Annotated in this window: 22 protein-coding genes and 3 pseudogenes; 12 read left to right on the forward strand and 13 right to left on the reverse strand. The window is 50.2% G+C overall.

Translation table 11 applies throughout. The features are described from left to right. Positions 1-44: 44 nt before the first annotated feature. From H6G00_RS32350 to H6G00_RS32360, 3 genes are all read right to left on the reverse strand, one after another. Positions 45-1,349: a glutamate-5-semialdehyde dehydrogenase gene (locus tag H6G00_RS32350; RefSeq protein WP_190799877.1), complete on the reverse strand. Its 1,305-nt coding sequence runs from the start codon at positions 1,347-1,349 to the stop codon at positions 45-47. A 247-nt stretch (positions 1,350-1,596) separates the two neighbouring features. Continuing rightward, the gene (locus H6G00_RS32355) at positions 1,597-2,235 is read right to left on the reverse strand and encodes a Uma2 family endonuclease (RefSeq protein WP_190799878.1); all 639 of its coding nucleotides are present in this window, start codon (positions 2,233-2,235) and stop codon (positions 1,597-1,599) included. A 57-nt stretch (positions 2,236-2,292) separates the two neighbouring features. Then, on the reverse strand, positions 2,293-3,342 hold the full coding sequence (locus H6G00_RS32360; RefSeq protein WP_190799879.1) for a catalase family protein: 1,050 nt from the start codon (positions 3,340-3,342) through the stop codon (positions 2,293-2,295). Positions 3,343-3,652: 310 nt separating this feature from the next. On the opposite strand from H6G00_RS32360, the gene H6G00_RS32365 reads away from it, so the two are divergent. The 4 genes and pseudogenes from H6G00_RS32365 (at position 3,653) to H6G00_RS32380 (ending at position 6,389) form a co-directional block, all read left to right on the forward strand. Then, a complete protein-coding gene (locus tag H6G00_RS32365; RefSeq protein WP_190642635.1) occupies positions 3,653-3,850 on the forward strand; it encodes a DUF751 family protein in 198 nt (65 codons plus the stop codon). 90 nt (positions 3,851-3,940) lie between these two features. Further along, positions 3,941-4,297 (forward strand): annotated as a pseudogene (gene rbfA, locus H6G00_RS32370) (30S ribosome-binding factor RbfA); the annotation flags it as partial. A gap of 173 nt (positions 4,298-4,470) precedes the next feature. Beyond that, positions 4,471-6,099, forward strand: coding sequence for a glycoside hydrolase family 3 N-terminal domain-containing protein (locus H6G00_RS32375; RefSeq protein WP_190799881.1), 1,629 nt, complete (start codon positions 4,471-4,473; stop codon positions 6,097-6,099). 107 nt (positions 6,100-6,206) lie between these two features. After that, the gene (locus H6G00_RS32380; RefSeq protein ID WP_190799882.1) at positions 6,207-6,389 is read left to right on the forward strand and encodes a hypothetical protein; all 183 of its coding nucleotides are present in this window, start codon (positions 6,207-6,209) and stop codon (positions 6,387-6,389) included. A gap of 52 nt (positions 6,390-6,441) precedes the next feature. Here the strand turns inward: H6G00_RS32380 and H6G00_RS32385 are convergent, their stop codons facing one another. Further along, on the reverse strand, positions 6,442-6,951 hold the full coding sequence (locus H6G00_RS32385; protein ID WP_190686847.1) for a DUF732 domain-containing protein: 510 nt from the start codon (positions 6,949-6,951) through the stop codon (positions 6,442-6,444). Positions 6,952-7,132: 181 nt separating this feature from the next. After that, positions 7,133-8,116, reverse strand: coding sequence for a porphobilinogen synthase (gene hemB / locus H6G00_RS32390; protein ID WP_190799883.1), 984 nt, complete (start codon positions 8,114-8,116; stop codon positions 7,133-7,135). Positions 8,117-8,313: 197 nt separating this feature from the next. Between hemB and H6G00_RS32395 the strand changes: the two genes are divergently transcribed. From H6G00_RS32395 to H6G00_RS34960, 3 genes are all read left to right on the forward strand, one after another. Then, entirely contained in the window at positions 8,314-8,781 is a 468-nt protein-coding gene (locus H6G00_RS32395) for a hypothetical protein (protein WP_199318840.1), read from the forward strand. 100 nt (positions 8,782-8,881) lie between these two features. Next, positions 8,882-9,595, forward strand: a complete 714-nt coding sequence (locus tag H6G00_RS34955) for an NACHT domain-containing protein (protein WP_199318841.1) — start codon at positions 8,882-8,884, stop codon at positions 9,593-9,595. Beyond that, the gene (locus H6G00_RS34960) at positions 9,580-10,155 is read left to right on the forward strand and encodes a hypothetical protein (RefSeq protein WP_199318842.1); all 576 of its coding nucleotides are present in this window, start codon (positions 9,580-9,582) and stop codon (positions 10,153-10,155) included. Before H6G00_RS34955 ends, H6G00_RS34960 begins: the two co-directional genes overlap by 16 nt. Before the next feature lie 488 nt (positions 10,156-10,643). Here the strand turns inward: H6G00_RS34960 and H6G00_RS32405 are convergent, their stop codons facing one another. The 5 genes from H6G00_RS32405 to H6G00_RS32425 all read right to left on the reverse strand — a co-directional run bounded on the left by H6G00_RS32405 (position 10,644) and on the right by H6G00_RS32425 (position 17,447). Beyond that, positions 10,644-10,862, reverse strand: coding sequence for a hypothetical protein (locus tag H6G00_RS32405; protein WP_190799884.1), 219 nt, complete (start codon positions 10,860-10,862; stop codon positions 10,644-10,646). 126 nt (positions 10,863-10,988) lie between these two features. Continuing rightward, positions 10,989-11,882 carry a rhodanese-related sulfurtransferase gene (locus H6G00_RS32410; RefSeq protein WP_190799885.1) on the reverse strand — a complete coding sequence of 298 codons (894 nt, stop codon included), beginning with the start codon at positions 11,880-11,882 and terminating at the stop codon, positions 10,989-10,991. A gap of 2 nt (positions 11,883-11,884) precedes the next feature. Beyond that, positions 11,885-14,458 carry an adenylate/guanylate cyclase domain-containing protein gene (locus H6G00_RS32415; RefSeq protein ID WP_199318849.1) on the reverse strand — a complete coding sequence of 858 codons (2,574 nt, stop codon included), beginning with the start codon at positions 14,456-14,458 and terminating at the stop codon, positions 11,885-11,887. A gap of 432 nt (positions 14,459-14,890) precedes the next feature. Beyond that, positions 14,891-16,024: a glycosyltransferase gene (locus H6G00_RS32420; RefSeq protein ID WP_190799887.1), complete on the reverse strand. Its 1,134-nt coding sequence runs from the start codon at positions 16,022-16,024 to the stop codon at positions 14,891-14,893. Between the two features lie 271 nt (positions 16,025-16,295). Further along, on the reverse strand, positions 16,296-17,447 hold the full coding sequence (locus tag H6G00_RS32425; RefSeq protein WP_190642644.1) for an NAD-dependent epimerase/dehydratase family protein: 1,152 nt from the start codon (positions 17,445-17,447) through the stop codon (positions 16,296-16,298). A 291-nt stretch (positions 17,448-17,738) separates the two neighbouring features. Between H6G00_RS32425 and H6G00_RS32430 the strand changes: the two genes are divergently transcribed. The 4 genes from H6G00_RS32430 (at position 17,739) to H6G00_RS32445 (ending at position 20,586) form a co-directional block, all read left to right on the forward strand. Beyond that, complete coding sequence (locus H6G00_RS32430) at positions 17,739-18,650, forward strand: NAD(P)-dependent oxidoreductase (protein WP_190799888.1); 912 nt, start codon at positions 17,739-17,741, stop codon at positions 18,648-18,650. Positions 18,651-18,658: 8 nt separating this feature from the next. Continuing rightward, complete coding sequence (locus tag H6G00_RS32435; RefSeq protein ID WP_190799889.1) at positions 18,659-19,465, forward strand: AraC family transcriptional regulator; 807 nt, start codon at positions 18,659-18,661, stop codon at positions 19,463-19,465. 87 nt (positions 19,466-19,552) lie between these two features. Next, positions 19,553-20,296 (forward strand): AzlC family ABC transporter permease, encoded by a 744-nt coding sequence (locus H6G00_RS32440; protein WP_190799890.1) that lies wholly within the window; start codon positions 19,553-19,555, stop codon positions 20,294-20,296. Next, positions 20,293-20,586, forward strand: a complete 294-nt coding sequence (locus H6G00_RS32445) for an AzlD domain-containing protein (RefSeq protein WP_190799891.1) — start codon at positions 20,293-20,295, stop codon at positions 20,584-20,586. Before H6G00_RS32440 ends, H6G00_RS32445 begins: the two co-directional genes overlap by 4 nt. A 212-nt stretch (positions 20,587-20,798) precedes the next feature. On the opposite strand, the gene H6G00_RS32450 is transcribed toward H6G00_RS32445, so the two are convergent. From H6G00_RS32450 to H6G00_RS32460, 3 genes and pseudogenes are all read right to left on the reverse strand, one after another. After that, complete coding sequence (locus tag H6G00_RS32450; protein WP_190799892.1) at positions 20,799-21,389, reverse strand: chromophore lyase CpcT/CpeT; 591 nt, start codon at positions 21,387-21,389, stop codon at positions 20,799-20,801. A 64-nt stretch (positions 21,390-21,453) separates the two neighbouring features. Further along, positions 21,454-22,185 (reverse strand): annotated as a pseudogene (locus tag H6G00_RS32455) (amino acid ABC transporter permease); the annotation flags it as partial. Between the two features lie 141 nt (positions 22,186-22,326). Next, positions 22,327-23,154 (reverse strand): annotated as a pseudogene (locus H6G00_RS32460) (basic amino acid ABC transporter substrate-binding protein); the annotation flags it as partial. A 280-nt stretch (positions 23,155-23,434) separates the two neighbouring features. On the opposite strand from H6G00_RS32460, the gene H6G00_RS32465 reads away from it, so the two are divergent. Next, positions 23,435-24,205 carry an amino acid ABC transporter ATP-binding protein gene (locus H6G00_RS32465; protein WP_190642651.1) on the forward strand — a complete coding sequence of 257 codons (771 nt, stop codon included), beginning with the start codon at positions 23,435-23,437 and terminating at the stop codon, positions 24,203-24,205. Positions 24,206-24,223: the final 18 nt, after the last annotated feature.

The following is a 24,223-nucleotide window of genomic DNA, read 5'->3' on the forward strand; positions in this document are numbered from 1 at the left end:
GAGCTGATGAACTATTTCTGCATTGTAGTTGTTGTGCTAAGACACTACAGATCCTGGTGGGTGAAAGGTTTTGCGTTTGCACCAGAATAGGTTGCCACGATATGCCCGTCACCTTTGATTTGATATTTGTAGGTGACAAGTCCTTCTAGCCCAACGGGACCACGCGGCGGCATTTTTTGGGTGCTGATGCCTACTTCTGCGCCAAAGCCGTAGCGGAAGCCATCAGCAAAGCGAGTTGAGCAATTTTGAAATACGCCTGCTGCATCGACTTGAGCAACGAAGGTTGCGGCGGTTGTGTCGTCTTGGGTGACGACCGCCTCCGTATGACGAGAACCGTAGGTGTTGATGTGGGCGATCGCCTCATCCAACGAATCTACAACTTTAATCGACAAAATCAAATCGCTGTACTCAGTTGACCAATCTGCCTCGGTTGCGGCTGCAATGTCTATAACTTTGCGACTAGATTCGTCACCTCGTAGCTCTACCTGTTTGGCTTGCAGCGCTTGAGCAACTTCTGGGAGAAAATCTGGAGCGATCGCCTGATGAACCAAAAGCGTTTCGATCGCATTGCAGGCTGAGGGATAGCCGACTTTCGCATCAATGGCGATCGCCACTGCCTTTTGAATATCAGCGGCTTTGTCTACATACAAATGACAAATGCCGTCCGCGTGTCCTAGCACTGGAATTCGAGTATTTTCCTGGACAAAGCGCACAAATGAGTTTGAGCCTCTAGGGATGATCAGGTCAACGTATTGGTCAAGCTGCAATAGTTCCAGAGTTTCTTCACGAGTCGTGAGCAACCGAACGACCGCCGGATCAACTCCTGCCTGAGTTAGCCCATTGTGAATCGCTTTGGTTAGTGCAGTGCAAGACCGCACCGCTTCTTTGCCGCCTTTGAGAATTACCCCATTTCCAGACTTGATTGCCAGCGTCGCAATTTGCACCAACGCGTCAGGGCGCGATTCAAAAATTACGCCTAACACACCTACCGGACAAGCGACTCGCTGCATCACCAGCCCATCATCCAATTCTCGGTGAATCTCTACCTTGCCAACAGGATCAGGTAGCTTCCCTACATCGCGGACTCCGGCGATCGCCCCCTGAAGCTTACTCGCATCCAGCTTCAGCCGTCCATATAGCGGTTTTGCCAACCCTTCTGCCAGAGCCGCTTCACAGTCTCCCTGGTTTGCTGCCAAAATTTCTGGAGCAGATGCTTCGAGGGCTTGGGCGATCGCCTCAATAGCTCGGTTACGGGCATCAGTTGGCAAAACTGCCAGCTTGCGTGCCGCCTCACGGGTTTGCTGAGCCAGGGCAGTCAAGGAAACGGAAGCTACTTGGGAAGCTGTCATGGTTTAAAGGGCGGGATATTTTAAGCTGCGACTATTTCTATCCTAAACTTTTGCGGATTCGTCGCTGAAGGGATTGAATCTAAAGTTACGTTCAACTGAAGCTCTCCAACAGCCACAGCGAACGAACTCTCCTCCTCAGCAATTTTTGACAATCGTTTGGGAACCCCTCCGTAGAGGTAAGCATTGCTTGCCTCTTTTTTATGGGCACTTCCTGTTTACAGTTACTTCCTACAGCTTAAATACGTCTTTATCCCTCATTCCTCATTCCTTCCCGTGCCCACTCCCTTACCGATCGCCGCAGTGCCAACCTTCCAGCATTTCGATGAGCTTCAATGATTTGAGGTAGCTTCTGGATTTCTAGCATGGGAAAAACCAGACTGCGTTCTGCTTCTACATACTGATCGGATTGCAGATGATAGATTTTGAGCGCTCCGTTGTCGTAGCACCAAAGTTCTGGAACGCCTAACCGAGCATAGATAGGAAAGCGATCGAGCGATTTGCTGGTGATGTCGATTTCCAACGCCAGGTCGGGTGGTGGGTCTTGGTTCAGGTCAAAGTTGAGCTTGCCGCGAACTAGAGCCTCATTTTGAAAGTAGAAACAGTTATCGGGTTCAAGGCCTGCTTGCTTGATTTCTCGTCGCCAGGTTGTAGAGCCATAGCTTTCGTAATCTAGCTCCAGCGTTTCAGCAATATCTTTTACTGCATCACCGATCGTTTCCTTGAAGTATTCGTGTTCTGGTAGGGGGGTCATAATTTCCAGGGTGCCTCGGTCATAGGCAATTCGGGCAGAGCGGCGATCGCCCAAATCCTTCAGCAAATTCTCAAACTGCTGCCAGCTAATGTTGTGAAGCACGACTCGATCGGCGCGGTTGAGTGTGACTGCCATAGGAACACCTCTCTGAGAATTCTTAGATGGTAGTGTGATCGCCCCTGCTCATCCTGACTAATCTGGAAATTCTGCTGCGGTCGGTTCTCGGCGAGGAACGCCGTTTAAGTCGTGTCGCAGATTCGCCAGAGATTCGTAAACCACTTTGCGAACGCGATTGATTCCGCCTAGCGGTTTGTGTTCTGGGATGGAATGCCAAGGGGTATATGAGAGATTCTCACAGAATTCCATCTGTTCAGGGGAGTCAAAGGTTTGGGGTGGAATTCTTAAGGTTGCGACTTTTCGATAAGGCGAAAGGGATTCATCCCATTCAATCGTTGGATCTTCAATTGGCATCTTCACCGGATCGGTTTGAAGCTGTACCAAAAAGTCGAAGGTTGCCTCCTGGTTGGCCAGGTGTTTCACCATGACTTCGTGCAGATAATGCATTGAGCTGCGATCGCCCTCTGGCGCATTCCCTACATTTGTGGGTTTGACTGAAAACCGAGCAGCTTTGGAGCCGAACTGGTAAGGCACCATACTCCAATATTGAATCGTCAGCGGATTGGGAATTTTCTTTTTGTTGATCGCTCTGGAGATGCCAAACTCATGCAAACGCCACTTTAGCGGATTGATGCCATTGAAGAAGAAGCGAATAATTTGTTTCTCTCCTTGCTTTCGCAGGTTAAACAGTTCTAGATAATCCTGAGCATTGCGAATTGCAAAAACCGGATGATTCACCAGGGTAAAGTCCTGGGTTTGCTCATGTTTTTCCGCTTCTAGTACCTTCTCACCTTCTACACCTAGTAGCTTAATAGCAATGCCACGAGTGTCACCTTTTGCGTCGGGTTGGGGCTGTCTGGCTCCGTTAGACAGGCGCACCCAGGCAGGATAGCGTCGTGGTTCCTTAAAAATGCCAACTCGCAACTCATCAGGTAAATCATCCGCTACGATGAATTCTGCTTTGACACAGCCGTGATGTTTGGCATGAGCATCCCGTTTTGCTGGACGTAAATTTGCTGGATAGTCTTGCTCAAGCAACTTCAAACTGATCAGTTCAATTTCTCGAATCAACTCCGTCTCGTTTGCGGGCGGATATTCTTTGCCTAGTTCGAGTTGGTTTTGCATGGTTTTTAGGGGAATTGGGGGTTAGGGGTGAAAAGCAAAATCCAGGACTTGTGCAAGCCCTAAAACCAATGTCCTAACAGAGTAAGGGAAGCTATTGGCTCACTTTTTAGGGTGAGCAGTTTGATCAGTTTGCTGTAGTTGCAGTTTTCTGTTGGCTTTAACTGAACCAACTTTGGGGCTGTGAAACTCTTGCAGCGAAACTCGTACAATATTGAGGAGCGTTATTAGAGAGTGTTTGACTTTAACTGACGCTAGCTGGCTTCTTTAATATTTTTAACTCGCTGCAAAGGCGTTATTTTGGCTGAGAATCATGCAAGAGTTTTTGAACAACATTTCCCGCTATCCTCGCTTTCTGATTACGATATCGCTGGGCATCTTGCTGACGCTGGTTAGCCCATTGCTGCCTTTGTTTAAGCGCCCCTCAACGGCGATCGCCACCAGTATTTTTCTTGTAGCAGCACTAACCTTCGTTGGTTTCACTCTACGCGCTATGTTGGGGTTAGGTTAGGGGCTAGGTGCTTTAAAGGTTGGATTTTTCGTGCGCTAAGGTACGAAAAATCAACCCGATTCCCCTTTGTAAACGCTAGAGAAAAGTTTTATGGCTACCAGTCGTCGTGTTGCCCGTGTTTCTGAATTGATCAAGCGAGAGGTTAGCCAGTTGCTAATGTCTGGCATTAAAGATGATCGTGTTGGAGCGGGCATGGTGAGTGTCACTGATGTGGATGTATCAGGTGATTTGCAGCACGCCAAGATTTTTGTCAGCATCTATGGCACCGATGAAGCCAGAGCTGCGACGATGGCGGGGTTGAAATCTGCAACTGGATTCGTTCGCGGTGAGTTAGGTCACCGAATGCGGCTGCGTCGAACTCCGGAGGTTATCTTCGTTGAAGATCGTTCGCTTGAGCGCGGTACCCAGGTATTATCGCTACTGAATCGACTGAGCCAGGAGCGCAAGGATTCTCCCTTAGACGAGGAACTGGCTGACGATGCTGCGGTTGAAAGTAGCATCGCTGAGGACGATTTTGATGAGGATGATTTTGACGAAGATGATTTTGACGAAGATGATTTTGATGAGGATGATTTTGACGAAGAAGTGAATGAAGATGGCATGGGAGCTAAGCAGTAAACGTGTCTACCTTGCCCGATTGGGAAACTTTGTCTTTGCCAGAATGGGTGGCTCAGATGGTGGTAGTTCGCGCCTCTGGGCACCTGTTTGACCATCAGATTCGCTATCCTGCATGGGAGTCTCCAGCAGCAACTTTGCGTCACTGGCTAGAAGATTTGGCAGTGGGTGGGGTGATTTTGCTGGGGGGCAGTGCGGCGGAGGTGGGATTGCGATCGCACCAGCTTCAAGAGTGGGCTAAAATTCCGCTGCTGATCGCGGCAGACATTGAGGAAGGCGTAGGGCAGCGATTTGCTGGAGCGACCTGGTTTCCGCCACCGTTTGCGCTTGCTGCGATCGCCCAACAGGATCTCGCCAAAGCTGAACAGTATGCTGAGCAAATGGGTGCATTCACGGCTGAAGAGGCACTTGCGATTGGTATCAACTGGGTGCTGGCTCCGGTGGTGGATGTGAACAACAACCCTCAGAATCCAGTAATTAATGTGCGGGCTTTTGGGGAAATGCCAGATGTCGTGAGTCGGCTATCAACTGCGTTTATCCGAGGGGCAAAGCAGCATCCAGTTCTGACCGCTGCCAAACATTTCCCCGGACACGGCGATACAGCGACAGATTCTCACCTGGATCTACCTGTTCTTCCGCATAGCCAAAAGCGGTTGGCTGAGGTAGAGTTGCCACCATTTGAACGGGCGATCGCCGCTGGAGTGGATGCGGTGATGAGTGCTCATCTACAAATTCCGGCGTTGGATGAGAAATATCCAGCCACGCTGTCTTATCGAATTTTGACAGAGGAGTTGCGGCAGCGATTGAGCTTTGGCGGACTGATTGTCACGGATGCGCTGATCATGGGAGCGATCGCCAACGGCTATGGAGCAAATGAAGCGCCCGTGTTAGCCGTTGAAGCTGGGGCAGATATTCTCCTGATGCCGATTGATCCAGCCGGTGCAATTCAGGCAATCTGTGAGGCAGTTGAATCAGGGCGAATTGCTCCAGAGCGAATTCAGGCTTCGGTTGAGCGGATCTGGCAAGCAAAGCAAAAGGTGTGCGCTCCAGATTTGCAGGGCAGTACTTCTCACGCTTGGGAACAAGTTTCACCACCGCCAGTTCAGCTTGAGCGGCTAGCCCAGCCAGAGGCGATCGCCTCTGTTGCTCAAATTCTACAAGACTCGATGCAGGTTCACCATCCAGCTAACGCTCGCCTCCGGTCTACTCAAACTGGGGAACTGAGAAATCTGATTTTGGTGGATGATGCTCTAGAGCGCGATTTCCTGGGAAAACACACGCCGGCGATCGCTCTTCCGCAATCACGAGGATACCGGACTGAAATTGTTGACTGCTACACCCCCCCGCCAATGTTGGACCGGAGTACGCCACCCTGTCCAACGCTATTGCAACTGTTCATTCGGGGAAATCCATTTCGCGGCAGTGCAGGACAGACGCAGACTGCTCAAGATTGGTTTCAATTCTTAGTTAAAACTGATCAACTGCAAGCCCTAGTAGTTTATGGGAGTCCCTATATTCTGGAGCAGTTTGTTTCGGTGTTACCCCCCGATGTTTCGTATGTCTTTACCTATGGGCAGATGCCGTCGGCCCAGGGGATCGCTCTGCAGCAGTATTTTGATGGTGAAACGCTCTAAGCCTTGAATAACTTGAGGTGGAAGCAGAAGTACCCCTAATATGTTTTTCTAGAAAAGCAGGAAATCAGATCTGTTCCTAAAAATTGTCCAGAAAGGTAAACGAATTCATGCGGGTACAAACTCCCCCAAAGCAACTAGCAGTCAAGCGATCGCCAGCCGCCTTAATTGCCAAAATCGCCTTTGTCGGCTTGACTTTTACTTACTTGCTAGCCTATGCACTGGTGGGACAAATGATGATTGAACCTGAACCCGAAGCAGTCATCAACCCAATCGAATCTTCTGCACCGTAGCTTGAGTAGAGACGCAGCAAATACGTCTCTACCTCATCGTCTTTGAACCCTCTTATCGACCAATTTCCGCACGGTACTCTGGGCAATAGGTGTTGATGGCAGCTACATTGACCGCCGCATCGAAAGAAGCAGGCAAGCCCCCCTCGAGTTGAAGCTGCCGAACTTCCTGGAGACTAGAACCTTCGTCCATGACGACGCACACCGTCGCACCATAGTTTGCAACTTCTTGACGGTTTGTTTTGGACGCAAACTCAATGGCGTTAGGGCTAGCAACACTCAGAAACGCCTGCCAAAATTCTTCCCCTTCCTCGGTTAAAGATAGTCGGGTAGCAGTTTCAGTTGGGCAGTAGTCTGCCAAAATCCGCACTTCGCCAGTTTCTTCGTCGATGAAGGTAAGACCTGACAGGGTGTTTAACTCACAAACGCCAAGGAACCCTGTCACAGGTACAACCTGCACTTCATCCTCATCGTCTGAATCTTGGGCGATCGCAGGTTGAGGCAGTCCCGCCAGCGGCAGTAACATCGACCCCATTAGCACAAGTGAATAAGCGATTTTCAGCATTGACAACACCAGAACTTTCTCTGTCTCAGGATAACTACTGAAATGGTTATGTTCCCAGTTTTTAGATCAGTTATAGCAGTCTTGCAGAAAGTATCAAATTGCGGGTTGGGAATTGGGGGGTTGGAATTAGAAATGAAACTCGTTTCAGGGATCTCCTAACCCCTAATCCCCAATCTCCTAACTACCCATTCAGCCAACGGGCTGCATCTTTGGCGTGGTAAGTCAAAATTAGGTCAGCACCCGATCGCTTGAAGCCTGTTAGTGTTTCCATGACGACGCGCTCTTCATCAATCCAGCCATTAAGGGCGGCTGCTTTGACCATCGCGTACTCACCAGAAACGTTGTAGGCAGCTACGGGCAGGTTGGTGGCTTGCTTAACGCGCCAAATGATGTCCATGTAAGCCAGGGCAGGCTTGACCATCAGCATATCTGCACCTTCAGCAATGTCTAGCTCAATTTCTTTGAGGGCTTCTTTGCCGTTACCGGGGTCCATCTGGTACGTGCGGCGATCGCCAAACTGAGGTGTAGACTCTGCTGCATCACGAAATGGTCCGTAGTAAGCCGAAGCATACTTGGCGGCATAAGACATGATCGGCACATCTTGGAAATCCGCTTCATCCAGCCCTGCCCGAATTGCCTGGACAAAGCCATCCATCATACCCGAAGGCGCAATAATATCAGCTCCCGCTTTTACTTGGGAAACTGCCGTTTTCTTCAATAGCTCCAGGGTCGGATCGTTCAACACCCGTCCAGACAGATCGCCGACTTCCAAATAGCCACAGTGACCGTGAGAGGTGTATTCACACAGGCAAGTATCCACAATCACCAGCAGGTCTGGCACTGCTTCTTTCACAGCACGGGAAGCAACCTGAACAATGCCGTGATCGTGCCAGGCTCCGGTCGCCTCAACGTCTTTGTCCGCTGGAATGCCAAACAGAATGATTGCTGGAATTCCCAGGTCGTAGACTTCCTTCGCTTCTTCTACGATTTTGTCTACTGAAAGCTGGTAAACTCCCGGCATTGAGCGGACTTCTTGGGCAATTTCCTCGCCCTGCACTGCAAAGAGGGGATAGATCAGATCGCTTGTGGTTAAAGTATGCTCACGCACCATGCGTCGAAGCTGAGGATGGCTGCGGAGGCGACGAGGGCGGTGAAGTGGAAACATAGGAGTCTGATGGGATTTGAGGAGTTAAACACCAATTGTTATAGAGTCTAAAGCTTTGGCTGCACTCATAACTTACTCAGAACGTAACTTTCTGTAAAAGCAATGGAGGACGATCGCATCCATTCCTCCAGCTTCCTTCGTTCATTGCGTCACTCAAATCGACTGCTTATGATAAAGAGAATTCTTTGACCTGAAAGATGATGTTTGGCAAAAAGCCCCCATCTGAGCCATCCAAGTCTAGATCACCCAATCAACCGCAGAGCCTCAGCAACGTCATATTAACAGGCGGCATGATGCAGCTTGGGCAAGCAGGAAGCAACATTCAGCAAAGCCAGACCGGAAGCTTAGATACTCAGCAGCAGGGCATCACCGGGATAGAGGTCGTAACGCTTTTAGAACAGTTGGAAGCAGCGGTAAAGCAATCAGCCCTTGACTCCACCCAGCAAGAAGAATTGCTTGACTATCTACGTCCTGCAAAACGAGAGGCAGGTAAGGAAACCCCTAGTAAAGAGTTGGTGGGGCAAAACCTGAAGCAGGTGAGTGAAACGATGAAAACCTTGAAGGACACCACCGAAGCTGGAAAAAGTCTGTGGCAGACCGGGACGGAGATCTTTAAGGCAGTTGCTCCCTGGTTAGGCATTGCTGCTGCATTCTTTGGCATTTGAACAAAGTATGTTGGGGTTCAGATCTGCGACTCCTTTGAGAAGTTACAGAATCTTTTGAGGAGATGAATCAATCCAGTGATATTCAGAATGGGCAGGAGTGATGGCTTCTCAGAATCAGGACATTGATGGGAGCCAGATTGAAAATAGCCAGGTTCAACTGGTTCAGGCTGGACAAGATGCGGTTAGTTTTCAGAACAGCCAGGATAACCAGGTCACGATCAACCACATCATTCTGCGGTTGTTTGGTCAGCCCGTATCTTCGTCTGTCGATTGGACTTGGGCGCTTCGGTTACTAAGAGACAAGCAGCTACCCGACATTCATAAACGGTTGACCGATACCTTAGGGCGCGATCGCTGCCTAATGCAGCTATCCATAAATGAGCAGTTGTCGTGGGTAGGGCGGCTCGAAGCCAACCGCCGCTTGCAGGTGCAGGGTGAAGACCGGGGCATCCTCGATATGCATCAGATGCTCATTAAAACGTTTGGGCAGGATGATATCAAAGGCAAGCTGCTGATTTTAGGAACTCCGGGCGCAGGCAAAACCACCGCTCTGTTAAGTCTGGCAGAGCAACTGGTATGTGGTGCCCTTGCCCAGGCCAAAACGGTAATTCCAGTCCTGTTTGAAATGTCTACCTGGCGCAATGATAACCAGAGCATTCAAGACTGGTTGATCGAACAGCTTTATGACCTGCATGGTGGCAACCCAAAAGCCAAGCGCTATGAGCAATGGTTAGACCAGCAAGTGCTGTTGCCGCTGTTAGACGGGCTGGATGAACTGGGGCTAGAGCGACAAAAGCAATGCACCGCAAGCTAAATGAGTTTGCCAAACACTATCCTCATCTGGTGGTGTGTTGTCGAGTGAAGGAGTTTGCTCAGGCGAATTTCAAACTCGACAATCTGAGAGGAGCGGTATGTCTTGAACCACTCACCGATGAACAAATTCAGGAGTATTTGAATACTGTCAATCGCCCTGATCTCTGGTCAATGATTCAGTCCGTGCCTGCCCTACAAAACCTATTGGAATCTGATGATAAAGGTGATGTTGGACTGTTGCGAGTGCCTTTGTTTATCAGCCTTGCTGCCAAAGTTTATGACCCTCAATACCCGTTTCAAACCAAGACTGAATTGTTAGAGCAATATGTGGAGCGGCAGTTGTCGAAAGATGTGAGGGAAAGCGATCGCCGCAAAGAAATTAAGCAGCGACAGTGGGCATACAAAACGCCTGAGTTAGAACCCAAACGGCAGAAAACACTACGAACGCTCTGGTGGATAGCACAAACCCTGAGAGATGAAAATCAAATAGGCCATTGTTTCTATGCATATGCTTTCGGGAGAATTAGCCAATCTAATTGGTATGAGGAGGCTAGGTATTAAACTCAAGAAATCCTATGCAAGAATTAGTCAGAAAACCAGATTATCTTTGGCAAGTACGGACAAATTTAGATATCCCCATCACGCCCTAGCAGGTGAACTAAGTTTTCAATACATAAGAATGATTAGACAGGAAGGTGGATGGCTGCTTAATCTAATTTTCAATATGATTACCTTCCTTCCAATTCTGGCAACTTTTGTACTGTTCCTAATCATAAGTTCAGTTTCTGTTTTAGTAACAGAAGAGATGAAGGAAACATCAACTCCTAATCAAGGATTACAAGAATCCCTGAAGGTTGCATCTCTAGTTCTAATTCTCTTTTATGGTTTTTCTTTCTTACCCTTTCTAATACAGAGTACTTACTATCAAATTATTTTTTGTGTTCTTGGATTTCTAGTTTGTTCAAGCTACTTACCCCTTATCCAACATCTCTGCCTGCGCTTGGTTCTTTGGCAGAGCGGCATTGTTCCCTGGAACTTAGCCCGTTTCCTCAACTACTGCGTTGAGCGTCGATTGCTTCAGCGAGTCGGCGGGCGCTATCGCTTTCTACACCGTGAACTGCTCGACTACTTCGCTCAGAGGGTTTAGCGTTTGGGCAAAGCGACTGATGTAGCTGATGTAGGTTGGGTGGAGCAGAGCGAAACCCAACGAGAGATCTCTGCAAGTGTTGGGTTACGCTGCGCTTCACCCAACCTACGAAATCTATCATCCCGACTATATGGGCGAAACATTGGGTTACGACCTCTGCAACACAAGCACAGCCTTTTAACCGAATGCTTTGCCTGTACGCAAGAAACAGTACTTCTTTACGAAACGGATTCCGTATAAGTATCTGCTAAAGCACATTTTTTTGCTGTGCCAACCGCATCTGCCGTACTTTTTCCGCCTGCCGTACTTTTTTCTCTTCTGTTAGTCCGTTAAAGCAATAGGGACAGGAAATGCCTTCTTGGTATTGGGGAGAAGCCTTATCTGCATCAGAAATGGGGCGACCACAACTCAAGCACTGGTCGTGAGTGCCCGGAGCCAAGCCATGCTGAACCGCAACGCGCTGGTCAAACACAAAGCATTCACCTTGCCAGAGGCTTGCGTCAGCAGGGACTTCTTCTAAATACTTGAGGATGCCACCTTGCAGGTGATAAACCTCCTGAAAGCCTTGTTGCAGCATGAAGGAGGAAGCTTTTTCGCAGCGAATGCCGCCTGTGCAGAACATCGCGACTTTTTTGTGCTTGGTTGGGTCAAGCTGAGTCCGAACGTAGTCGGGAAACTGGCGAAATGAATTTGTTTGAGGGTTTTGTGCGCCCTGAAAGGAACCGATCGCCACTTCAAAATCGTTGCGCGTATCGATTACCGTTACCTCTGGATCAGAAATTAGCGCATTCCACTCTTGCGGGCTGACGTAGGTGCCAACCTGATTATTGGGGTCAACTTCGGGAAGCCCCAGTGTGACAATTTCTTTTTTCAACCGCACTTTCAGCCGATCAAAGGGAGGGGAATCGGCAAAAGATTCCTTATGTTCCAGGTCGGCTAGACGGGGGTCAGAGCGCAGAAAGGCGAGGACAGCATCAATGGCTTGACGGGAAGCGGCGATCGCTCCATTTACGCCTTCTTCTGCCAACAAAATTGTCCCCTTGATTCCTTGCTGATTGCAGTAGTCCAGCAATGGAGCTTGCTTCTCAGCAAAGTCAGGCAGCTTAACGAACTTATAAAAGGTTGCGACAACGAGAGACATTTCTACTTCTCGGTGAGATCCCAAACGCCACTCCAGTCTTCAGGTGGCGGAGTTACCATCCAGTGGTGACAGCGCTTGACGTGCAGGTCGGCGGCTTTATCTTGGTGGTCTAGCTCTTCCAAAATTGTGCCAAATGCGGCGATCGCTTTGACAAACTTGCGTTCAAGATAATATTCTCGCCCCTGCTGATAGAGTTCGATCCGGCGTTGGTCTAACTCTGAGATGGGTTCCGATCGCAGTCCCACTAGCTCGTAAATGCTGACGGGCTTGTTCTTGCCCTTCACCCGAATTCGGTCTAACTCTCTCACCCACACCTGATCGGCGCAGGGCTGGTAGGTCGTTTCACTGATGATAATGTCACAGCCGTATTGCTTGCTGGCTCCTTCCAAACGCGATCCCAGGTTCACCCCGTCGCCAATCGCGGTGAATTCCATCTTGCGGCTAGAGCCAATGTTGCCGCTGATCACATTGTCAGTGTTGATACCAATGCCGATGTTGATCGCGGGTTTGCTGTCTGCCTCGCGCTTCTGATTCAATGCCTCTAGCCGATGCCGCATATCGATCGCTGTTTGTACGGCTAACCAGGCGTGATTTTCTAGCGGCAAGGGGGAGCCAAACACCGCCATAATGGCATCGCCAATGTACTTGTCGAGCGTGCCTTTGTGCTTAAACACCGCATCGACCATCGACTCAAAGTATTCATTGAGCATGACAACCAGTTCTTCGGCTTCCATGCTTTCGGCGATCGAGGTAAAGCTGCGAATGTCTGAGAATAGGATAGAAACCTCTTTGCGATCGCCTCCTAGTTTCGGGTCATCCAGCCTGAGCAGTTCCTCTGCCAACTCCTGGGTCATGTAGCGATACATGGTGTTCTTTAGCCGCTTTTCGTCACTGATGTCATCCATCACGACCAGTGCGCCATACACATGAGTATCGTCTGCCACATCAGCAATCGAGTTGATCGACAGGTGAACGCTGTGCTGCTCGACTTCCGATGAGATCAGGGTTTGGTCAGGGTAGTACTGCTGTCGATTCTTGCTGCCTGTGCCTTTTAACGCAGCAACGAACCACTTGGAGAAATCCCCTTCCTTAATTTTGATGAGTTCGGTGATCGGTCGCCCTTCAATTTTTTCCTGCTCGTCCAGTCCGAGCAATCGCTTGGCGCTTTCGTTAGCAGCGATGACTTCCCCGTCTTTGTTGGTTGAGAAGACGGCGTTAGAGAGCGATCGCAAAATGTCTCGCTGCATCTGTTCTTGCTGCTTTACGGTGGCAAACAGCTTGGCATTTTGCAGCGCCACACCCGCCTGGATGTTAAACGCCTGCATAAATTCCTGGTCGCTGCGGTTAAAGCTAGATTTCCAGCACTCTGGTGCTCTGGGCCAATCTTCTGGATTGTATTCAGTAAATTCGCCCTGTTTCTTTTTGTTGACCAGTTGCGTGACGCCGATTAGCTCACCATCTGCGTTGAAGATGGGCATACATAGCAGGCTGCAGGTACGGTAGCCGTTAGTGGGATCTAGCTTTTTGGCGTTGTCTGCGTCTGGATGTTCGTACAGATCAAAGGGAATGTTTAACGGCTCACGGGTTTCTGCAACCTTACCTGCAAAACCAACGCCGACGGGTACTCGCAGTTCCTTGAGCGAGCCATCTGGCATCGGAATTTTTGTCCACAGGTCGTTCCGATCCTGATCGAGTAGCCATAGGGTACTGCGATCGGCGTTCATCAGTTCCTTTGCCTCTTCCATCACCCGTGCCAGGGTCGCATCCAGATCAAGGCTGCTCTGACTCAGCGATCGCGTTGCTTTCATCAGCGCTGTCGCGGCTCGCTGTCTTTGCGTTGCCAGATAAAAGGAACGAGAGCTTTCTAGAATCAGGCGAATCGATGGCGAAAATTCACTGAACAAGTCCTGATCTTTTTCTGTGAAGCCCTGTCGATTTACCCGCTCAGACAATGGATCTCCAGGATCATTCGGAAAATTGAGCTTGTTAATTAGCTGTACGACAGCTACCAATCCGCCATTCTCGCTCAACAGTGGCAGGGTCAGCATGGTGTAAGTGCGATATCCCGTCTTTTTGTCCTGCTTTTGGGCAAAAGCTGAGCGGGGATCATCGTAAAAGTCGAAGGGGATGTTAATTGGCTGTTTGAAGGTCGCCACTTCACCCGCAATCCCCTGGTCAGCAGGAATGCGTAGCTCTAAGGAACCGCCACCAGCATTTTCGGCAACGATTGACCAGAGTTCGTTTTTGTCTTCGTCCAAGAGATAAATCGTGGTGCGATCTGCCCCCAGCAACTCGCCTGTCTTGAGGGTGATCGACTGAAGCATTTCGTTCAGAATGGCATCGAAACCCTGGCTATCTAGCACAGAGTCGAGCATCGACAAGGTCTGGTTGACGACGCGCAGCTTTTGCTCAACATCCGTCACAACCTGCCTAAACGTATCCTGGGTTAGAGGAGCCAGAAAAGCTGAGAAATTGCCGTGTTTAGTAGCAAGAGCCCCACCTGGCTCAGTTTTGCGGGGTACGTTTAGGTTTAAGTCGTCGGTGCTGTGAACCACGTCAACTTCAATGTCACCCATTGAGTTAAAGTAGGCTCCCCCATCTTCGGAGACGTGAGGATACACATCAATCACAGCGTCAGCATGGTCCCGATCGGGCCGGCGTGGGGATGAAGCTGTCATAGGTACCTATGAAAATTTGTAAAGATTGGAAGTTGGAAGAAAGCTTCAGCCGCCAAATATCAGCAACCGTTCCTGTTAATCCCTGTTTAACCTGTACTCCGACTTCCGCAAAATCTGGGGTTAGCGCAGGTAAGGCAATAGTCTAACAGCTTTCTGACGACTCCAAGGCGCAAGCCAAGTCGGTTAATTCCATTCTTCCCAACCTGGATATAGCATAGCTAATATCTAGAATTGTCTCCTGAGATAAAGTGGCGATCGCTCCTTTTATGAAGGCATTTTAAATTTTTGGCGAGCCTTTTTGAAGAGACCTACGAAAACTAAATGAAAGCCCTACGCTGCCGTGGGCATGGAGTGTGGTGTCAGCACCACTTGGTAGAAATCTTGAAGCTGACGGGTCGCAGCCGTCCAACTCCAGCGTTCTGCTTCCTGGCGGGCGTTTTGGCGCAGCGTTTCGCGTTCGGTTTGTTGGTTGAGCAGGCGTTGAGTAGCGGCGATCGCCCCCTGTTCGTCGTAGGGATCAAACAAATAGCCGTTGATACCGTCCGTCACAATATCGGGAATGCCGCCAGAGTTGGCTGCAACCACCGGACAGCCTGCCGCCATTGCCTCAAGCAGTACCAGTCCCAACGTTTCGGTGCGCGATGGAAACACAAAGGCATCCGCAGAGGCAAAGGCGGTTGCTAAATCTGCGCCAGTCAGGTACCCGACAAAGTGAGTCGGCGTGCCAGCAAAATACTGTTCTAATTCCTGGCGGTGTGGCCCATCACCCACTAGAGCCAGTCGAGCATTCGGGATCGATTCCAGGACGGGTCTGATTTTGTCGATTTCTTTTTCCGCCGAGAGCCGTCCAACATAGAGCAAGAGCGGGCTATCAGGGTTTCCCTGACTGAGGCGCGATCGCATCTCCTGGCTCGCCAAACCGGGATGAAATAGCTCCGTATCTACTCCCCGTTGCCACACGGCTAAGCGCTCAATCCCATGAGCATCCAGTTCTTCCTGCATGGCAGTTGAGGTGCAAAGGTTAATCTGTGCCTGGTTATGCGCCACTTTCAGCAATTCCCACATCATGCCTTCCAGCATTCCCAAGCCGTAATGCTCTAGATATTTAGGCAAGTGGGTGTGATAGGACGCAACTAGCGGCACTTTAAAGATTTTGCTGTAGTACAGTCCTGCTAATCCTAAAACGGCAGGATTCACTACATGAATTAAATCGGGCTTGAACCCTTCTAGCACTTGACCAATGGAGGGACGTGGCAGCGCCAGCTTTAGCTCTGGGTAAAGCGGTAAGGGAAACCCCGGCACCCCATAAATTCTGGCTCCCTTATATTCAGTCAATCCACCATCGGGAGAAATTACTAAAACTTCGTCACCCAATCGCTGCAACTGTTCAACGGTATGGCTGAGGCGGGTAACAATGCCGTCAACTTTGGGCAAAAAAGTTTCGGTAAATAGGGCAATTCGCATAGAGAATGTTCGGGATTGGGGGGTGGGGGTTCGGGATTGGGGGTGGTTTTCTCGTTCCCATGCTTACTTGGGAACATCAGCGTAGAGACTCTGCCTCTTCTACAGGGCACAGTCAAGTTGGCAAGAACTTATCAGAACGGAATGCAAAATCGATCACGCTCCGTCCTGACAAGGGTTTGAACCTAATGTCACTGGCTAGGGATTAAGATCTCCGACTTCTTTGAGAAGTCGGAGATCTGACATAACATACAGCTCGGCCGGATCGACTGAGTTAACCCTTCCACTTGACTTTGGGCAGGATTTGCTTCTCGTCTACGCGATGCTTGTACTGAACGCTGAAGTTGAGCAAGGAGTCGAGCAGCGAGTCAGACAGGTAGTGGGGCTGTAAGCCGAGGTCAAGCAGGTTGGTGTTCTTAGCGTTGAAGTAGTGTTCTTCTAACTCAACGCGAGGGTTGTCGAGGTGCTTGACTTCAACGCTCAAACCGAGAGAGCTTCCAGCTTTCTCGACCATTTGCGCCAGATCGCCAATGCTAAACATTTCGGTGAACTGGTTAAAGACGCGGAACTTTCCTGGGTCGGCGGGGTTGGCGATCGCCAATTCTACACACCGCACCGTATCGCGAATGTCCAGGAAGGCGCGAGTTTGACCGCCGCTGCCATAAACCGTCAGCGGATGCCCGATCGCTGCCTGAATGCAGAAACGGTTCAGCGCTGTACCAAACACACCGTCGTAATCGAGGCGGTTGATCAGCAATTCATCCATGCCCGTCTCTTCTGTTAGCACCCCATAGACTACCCCCTGGTTTAGGTCAGTAGCTCGTAGACCCCAGATTTTGCAAGCAAAGTGAATGTTGTGAGAGTCGTGAACTTTGCTCAAGTGATAGAACGAACCGGGCTGCTTAGGATAGGGAAGTGTGTCCTTACGGCCGTTGTGCTCGATCGTGATGTAACCTTCTTCAATGTCGATGTTAGGCGTACCGTATTCGCCCATCGTGCCTAACTTCACCAGGTGGCAATCAGGGAAGCTTTCACGCATAACGTAGAGCAGGTTCAGCGTCCCAACTACATTATTAACTTGCGTCAAGACGGCATGTTCACGATCGATCATGGAGAAGGGAGCCGATCGCTGTTCGCCAAAATGCACCACCGCTTCGGGTTCAAACTGGTGCATTGCTTTGCTAAGAAATTCGTAATTGGTAATGTCGCCAACAAAAAGGTCGATCGATTTACCAGTTAAATCTTTCCAGCGCTGGAGGCGTTGCTGGATGGGAGCAATCGGGGTCAGAGTCTCGACACAAAGCTCTAAATCCCAGTGTCGGCGCACCATGTTGTCCAGGATGCCGACTTCGTATCCTCGGTTTGAAAGGTAAAGCGCGGTAGCCCACCCGCAATAGCCGTCGCCGCCAATGACTAGGACTTTCATCTTGCCATATCCTGTTTGCTGATACTCGCTCAAATCTATCAGGTTTGGGTACCTTCTAGACGATTGAGGCTGAACTGTTCGCCTAAAAACTTCTATTAAAATTAGCTATCAAACTACTCGAAGTCCCTGACAGCAATATCTTTTAGCCTTTTCACCTAAGCTCTGACCTAGTCTTCGCGGATAGGTGAATGGGACAAAAGTAAATCGCAGCGGGGACATTCTAATGAAGGATGTAAATTGGGTCGATCGCCTCTATCCTGAGAGCGATTAGAGTGTTTCAGGAATGGGCGAATGAGCAAAGATATCGGCTCTAAAACAATCGGCTTTGTTGGACTAGGCAATATGGGCTTGCCAATGGCGACGAATCTGCTTGCAGCGGGTTATTCGCTGCAAGTATACAACCGCACTTTAGAAAAGGGGCGATCGCTAGCTGAGCAAGGTGCAACTTTGGTGAATACACCCGCTGAAGTTGTAGCGCCCGAAACCATCGTCATCACGATGCTCGCTAACGACCAGGTACTAGAGGAAGCTGTGCTGGGCGAAAACGGGATTCTAGAAAAGCTCAGCCCCGGCAGCATTCACCTATCCATGAGTACCATTTCACCCGCAACCGCTCAGCACTTAGCGGCACAACACGAGCAGCAAGGGGTGCATTACCTGGCAGCACCCGTATTTGGTCGCCCTGATGCCGCTGCTGCCAAAAAGCTGTGGATTTGCCTGTCAGGAAATCCTGCTGCTAAAGCGGAAGTTGCGCCCGTGCTAGATGCTTTGGGACAGGGTGTATTTGACTTTGGCGAAACGCCGGAAGCCGCAAATATCGTTAAAGTGACTGGCAATTTCCTGATTGTTTCAGCGATCGAAGCGATGGCTGAAGCCTTTACCCTGGCAGAAAAAAACGGTATCGATCGCACTCAGGTCGCCGAACTTTTTGGCAAAACGCTGTTTGCTTGCCCGATCTACCAAAACTACGGTCGCATGATTGCCCAACAGCAATATGAACCTGCTGGATTCAAGCTTTCCCTCGGTCTAAAAGATGTCACCCTGGCCCTGCAAACTGCCAGAACTAGCCAAATGCCCATGCCCCTCGCCAGCCTGCTGCACGATCGCCTGCTGTCTGCTGTCGCTAAAGGCAAAGGCGATCTGGACTGGACTGGACTCGCCTCAGAAGCCTCCGAACAAGCCGGAATTCTCCCTAACCCCTAATTCCTTCCATGAAAGAACAAGTCAAGTTCTGGCGATCGCCTCAATTCGCCGATCTAGAACTCCTTCATGCTCGATTTATTACCCATTCCTTTTGTCGCCATACCCATGACACCTATGCGATTGGAGTAATTCAGCAGGGGGCTGAGGAATTTGATTATCGGGGTGCCACCCACGTTGCAACAGCAGGTAGCATTGCGTTAATTAATCCGGGAGAACCGCACGACGGGCACGCTGCAACTGAGGGAGGCTGGATGTATCGAATGCTATACCCTGATGTCAGCATTCTGCGGGAAGCAATGGCTGAATCTTGGCGATCGCCCGATATTCCCTATTTCCCTCAGCCTGTGATTCAGGATGAATACCTGAAGGGATTACTTTTGCGGCTGCATGTCACCTTAGAGAAATCTACCTGTCAGCTAGAGCAAGATTCGCGCATGATCTGGACGATGGCACAACTGATCGCCCGTCATGCAGGCGATCGCCCCGCTATCAAAGCAGCAGGGAGGGAATCTCAACCGATTCGACTAGTGCAAAATTACCTGGAAGCGCACTACGCTGAGAATTCATCGTTAGAAGAACTGGCGGCGATCGCTAACCTCAGTCCTTTTTACCTGCTCCGCACTTTTCGTAAACAGGTCGGGTTGCCGCCGCATGGCTATCTCAATCAGGTGCGGTTGTATCGTGCCAAACGACTGTTGGCTCAAGGCAAACCGATTTCCGATGTAGCTCAGGAGACAGGCTTTGCTGACCAGAGCCACCTGACCCGACAATTCAAGCGAATGACCGGGGTGACTCCGGGACAATATCAGCGGTAAATAGAGCAATTTTCTTCAAGATTTGAAAGAGCGATCGCCCATAAATTAAGAAGCATCAGGGTTTTACTCCCTGGAGGTGATTGACCCATGCTTCAACAAACAAATCGCTCAACCTTCTTCACAGAATTCTTTAACGGCATGAACCGCGCTCTGGGAGTCGTAGCAGGCTTCTTGCCGATCGCTATGAGCTATGGCGCAATTTCGGTTCAGGCCGGGCTATCGCCGCTCTCCACGGTTGGGATGTCTGCTTTGGTTTATGCAGGTGCTTCACAGTTTGCAGCAGTCGAAGGCGTAAGGCAAAACCTGTCTGGTGTCAGCATCCTACTCACGATGCTGATCATTAACCTGCGCCACATTCCCATGAGTCTATCAGCACACAAGATTTACAAGCGGTTTAGCTGGGGACAGCAGTGGATTTTGGCTCACGGGCTGATTGATGAAACCTTTGCCCTGGAAATGACTGATGAACCGCGCCCGTTTGCCTATTACGTGGGAATGCATGTGTGCTGCTGGGCTTCGTGGCTGGCGGGTTCCTGGCTGGGCTCTCAGGTGGGAATGCAATTACCCGAACAGTGGCTTCAGTTTGCATTGCCCGGACTATTCCTTTGCCTGTTGGTGAGCAACCTGCGAAGTTCTGCCAGTAATGCACTGCGCGATCGCTGGCAGCAAGAAATCAGCATCGTTCTGGGCGTAGGAATTGCTCTGGTGCTAATTACTCAACAGTTCGGATCGATCGGTCTTTTGATGTCAATTTTGGCGATCGCCATCCTATCCTCCCTGCTCCCAGGCTTAAACCACAAGGAGAAGTCAAATCCTAAGGAGAAAGTATGAATATCTGGTGGGTAATCTTCTTAGCCGGAATTGGTACTTACTTGATGCGAAGTGCAGGCGTTTGGCTACCGCCCCAATTCTTCCAGGCGCGTTGGTTAAACCATTTGCCGCTAGCAGTAATTCTGGTACTCACCATCAGCAGCATGGTTAGCCTGAGCGGTTCAACAATAGAAACTTTGGCAACTGTTACAGCAGGGGTAGTAGTGGCGATCGCCAGTTTCAAGAAAGTTCCGCTGATCTTTTGTGTGGCGATCGGATGTGGAGTGTGGGGGGCGATCGTTTCCTTCTAACGACAGAACTTGCTGTCGTCACAACACAAACTTCTGTAGTAGCAACACAAACTTCTGTCGTCACTACAGTGACTCTTATCGTGGCTCCAGAAACTTCTGTAGTGACAACACAAAGTTCTGTCATGACTACAGCAAATTGATCGGGGCGATCTCAACCATTGCTATCTACACAAACCATCTCGGGTAGACACTACCCACTAACCAAGACTCGCTCAGACTTTTACTTCGTCTGCAAAATTTGCGACTCGCACAAACTCAAACGGGCCTGCGACCGAACCCCAGATATGCTCATCGGTTTCTGGGTCGCGTCCACGGTCTTGGCTGATAAAGCGCTGGTCGTCGATTTCAAATTCGCTGTCGAGGTAGGTGGTTTTTCCTTTTCGCACGACCATGCAAGCTTTGCCCGGTTCAACATGCCCTTTGAAGCTGTGCCCTGTCCAGTCCACAATCATGTTGCAGCCAGGAAGTTTTTCCAGACGGTCAGGACTGATTTGCTGCAAGCGCTTCAGGTCGCGGGATGCGCCGTAAAAGTCTTGCTCATCGTGAACGGTGTAGTTTTCAACTTCAATGCGATCGCCCTGTACCAGCAGCTTCAATACCCGTAGCCGATAGGGGTCATTCAGCATGTAGTCATAGGCTTGCTCAACAAAAAAGCTGACTCCAGACAAAAACTCTAGCGGCAGCGGACGCATACAGACGCGAATGTGAGCAAAAAAGGGCGGATTTTCAAACGCCTGTGCTTGATTGCTAAAGTCTGCTGCCATCCAGCGGGCTAGTGCAGCGATGTCGGTAGAGTGCGTCATAACCTCTGTGCGATCGGAACATTACCCCATTTTAGAGGACTCTGAACGCAGCAACTTACGCAGCCTACGACAAATGATCTCCGCTGGCTGAAACTGGATTAAGTGGCGGTACAGCTTTTGCTCTGGCTCGTTCTACGGGGTTCATCCAGCGCTCTATCCGGCTAAATGCCTGGGAGGACAGCAGCGTTAGCACCAGGTAAACCAGCGCAACAGCGGCAAAAATTTCAAATGAGCGATAGTTCTGCGCCACAATCAGTTGACCGCGACGAAACAGTTCCTCAAAGCCAATGATTGCGACCAGACTAGTATCTTTGAGCAGCGTGATGAACTCATTGCCTAAAGGCGGAATCATGCGGCGTAGGGCTTGCGGGAAGATCACGTAGCGCATTGTCTGAACTGGCCCTAGCCCTAGTGACTGAGAGGCTTCTTTCTGCCCTAGTTCAATCGACTGAATCCCGGCTCGTACAATTTCGGCAATGTAAGCGGCGCTATTCAGGCTGAGCGCTAATACAGCAGCGGTGAGGCGATCGAAGGAAAACTGTCGGTCGGCAATGTTGGTAATCACGGCGGGCAGACCAAAGTAAATCATAAAGATCTGCACCAGTAAGGGCGTACCTCTAAAGAAGTCGATGTAGGCCCTTGCGGCCAAGCTGACGATGGGCGACGCAGACAACCGGACAATGCCGATCAGAGAGCCGCCGACCATGCCTAACACAACGGACAAGGCGGTAAGTTGAAGGGTTACGAGTGCGCCGCGCAGTAGGTTAGGGAGGGCATCCAGGATGATTTCTAAGGATTCAAGCACGGGGGGATTCCATTAAGTGCGTGAGTAAGGTGTAGGGTGAGGGCACGAAACCCAACAGAGATACGAGTGTGTTGGGTTTCGCTGTGCTGCACCCAACCTACACATTGAGGCTTACAAATTTGCCTATTCTAGTGGGGCTTCTTCGGGAAGTTCGGGTGGAGCTTCACCAAACCATTTTTGGTAGATCTCCTCGTAAGTACCGTCTTCCAGGATGGTAGCTAGACCAGAGTTGATCGCTTCGGCATTGGGTGAGCCTTTGGGCAGGGCAATGCCGTAAAACTCCTCGGTGACCAGTTCCCCTACGACTTTTACACCGCCAATGTTGCCAGTTTGAATTGCGTAGAGTGTAACCGGAGCGTCGTTGATCACAGCATCAGCATTGCCGTTTGCTAGCTCTTGCAGGGCGAGTGGGGCTGAGTCGAAGGTGCTAACGGTCGCTCCCTCGATTTCTGCTGCTTGGTCTGCGCCTGTTGTGCCGATTTGTACCGCAATTCGTTTGCCTTCCAGGTTTTCTAGGGAGGTAACGTCGGTGTTGTCTTCTGGAACGGCGATCGCCAACCCTGCCTTAAAGTAGGGGCGAGAAAAATCGACGGTTTGTGCCCGTTCTGCGGTGATGGTCATGGAGCTGATTGCAGCATCTACTGTTCCAGCTTGCAGAGCGGGAATGATGCCATCAAACGGAAGCGCCTGAAACTCGACGGTGAATCCGGCAGCTTCCCCGATCGCATTCATCAAATCGATGGAAAATCCTTCATAGTCGCCGCCTTCAGCCTGAGCTTCAAAAGGTGGAAAGGCTGGCTCTGTGGCAACGGTTAGCGTCGTGGCAGCGGCTTCTGAAGTACCCCCTTCTGTTGCTTCGGGAGCCTCTTCCCCATTGGGGCCGCAAGCGGCAATCATGAAAACGCAAACTAAACCAAGGGCAAACTGGCGCAAAAACTGAGATCGAGTGAACTTGAACATACGAGCAACTTTTTTCATACCAAGGTATTTCTCCGTAACCTTCACACCAATACGGGTAGCGGCTTAGACTTTTAGATTCAAACTCAAGACTAAACGGGCATCAAGAATCGCAAGGTGAAGAATTATCTACAATCCACATTGCGATCGCCTAATTCTACAAACTAAAAACTAGCGTGTTGGTAGTCATTCCATCTATCTAGCAACGCTAAGTGTGTTAGCAACTATTAAGGGTGAGAGCAACTTTAGAATCCCTCCCTCATCAGAAGACTTCTAAATCCAGATGAAAGATAACAATAGCGCTGCCCCAGCAATTATTTTTGAGCAAGTAGAAAAAAGATTTGGTGCACTGCAAGTCTTAAATGGCATCAGTGGCTATATCAACCCAGGTGAGGTCGTTGCCGTAATTGGGTCGTCGGGCTGTGGCAAAAGCACCCTGCTGCGCTGCTTTAACCGACTTGAGGCAATCAACGGGGGGCGGCTAATCGTCAATGGCATTGATTTATCGCACCCTGATCTCAGTACGGGAAAGCTGAAGCAGCTTCGAGCCAATGTGGGAATGGTGTTTCAACAGTTCAACCTGTTTCCTCACATGACGGTGCTAGACAACCTGACTCTAGCTCCGCGCAAGGTGCTCAATCAGCCTGCTAAGGAAAGCTCCAGGCTGGCGCGGTTTTATCTGGATAAGGTGGGGCTGTCAGAAAAGGCAGAGGCTTACCCTGACCAGCTCTCTGGTGGGCAAAAGCAGCGGGTGGCGATCGCCCGCGCCCTGTGTATGAAGCCGCAAGTTATGCTGTTTGACGAACCCACTAGCGCCCTCGACCCAGAATTGGTAGGCGAGGTGCTAACTGTCATGCAGCAGTTGGCTGAAGAGGGCATGACGATGGTGATTGTCACCCACGAGATGCAGTTTGCGCGTGAGGTCGCCCATCGGGTGCTGTTTTTGAATAAGGGCTTTGTAGAGGAAGAAGGTGCTGCCCGGCAGGTGTTGACCTACCCGAAGAGCGAGCGTCTTCAAGTATTTCTCAGTCGCATGAATTTTGCCAAAACTTAAGAGGATGAATTCACAAGA

Origin of the sequence: Leptolyngbya sp. FACHB-541, assembly GCF_014695875.1 — a bacterium.
Lineage (GTDB): Bacteria > Cyanobacteriota > Cyanobacteriia > Elainellales > Elainellaceae > JAAUTN01.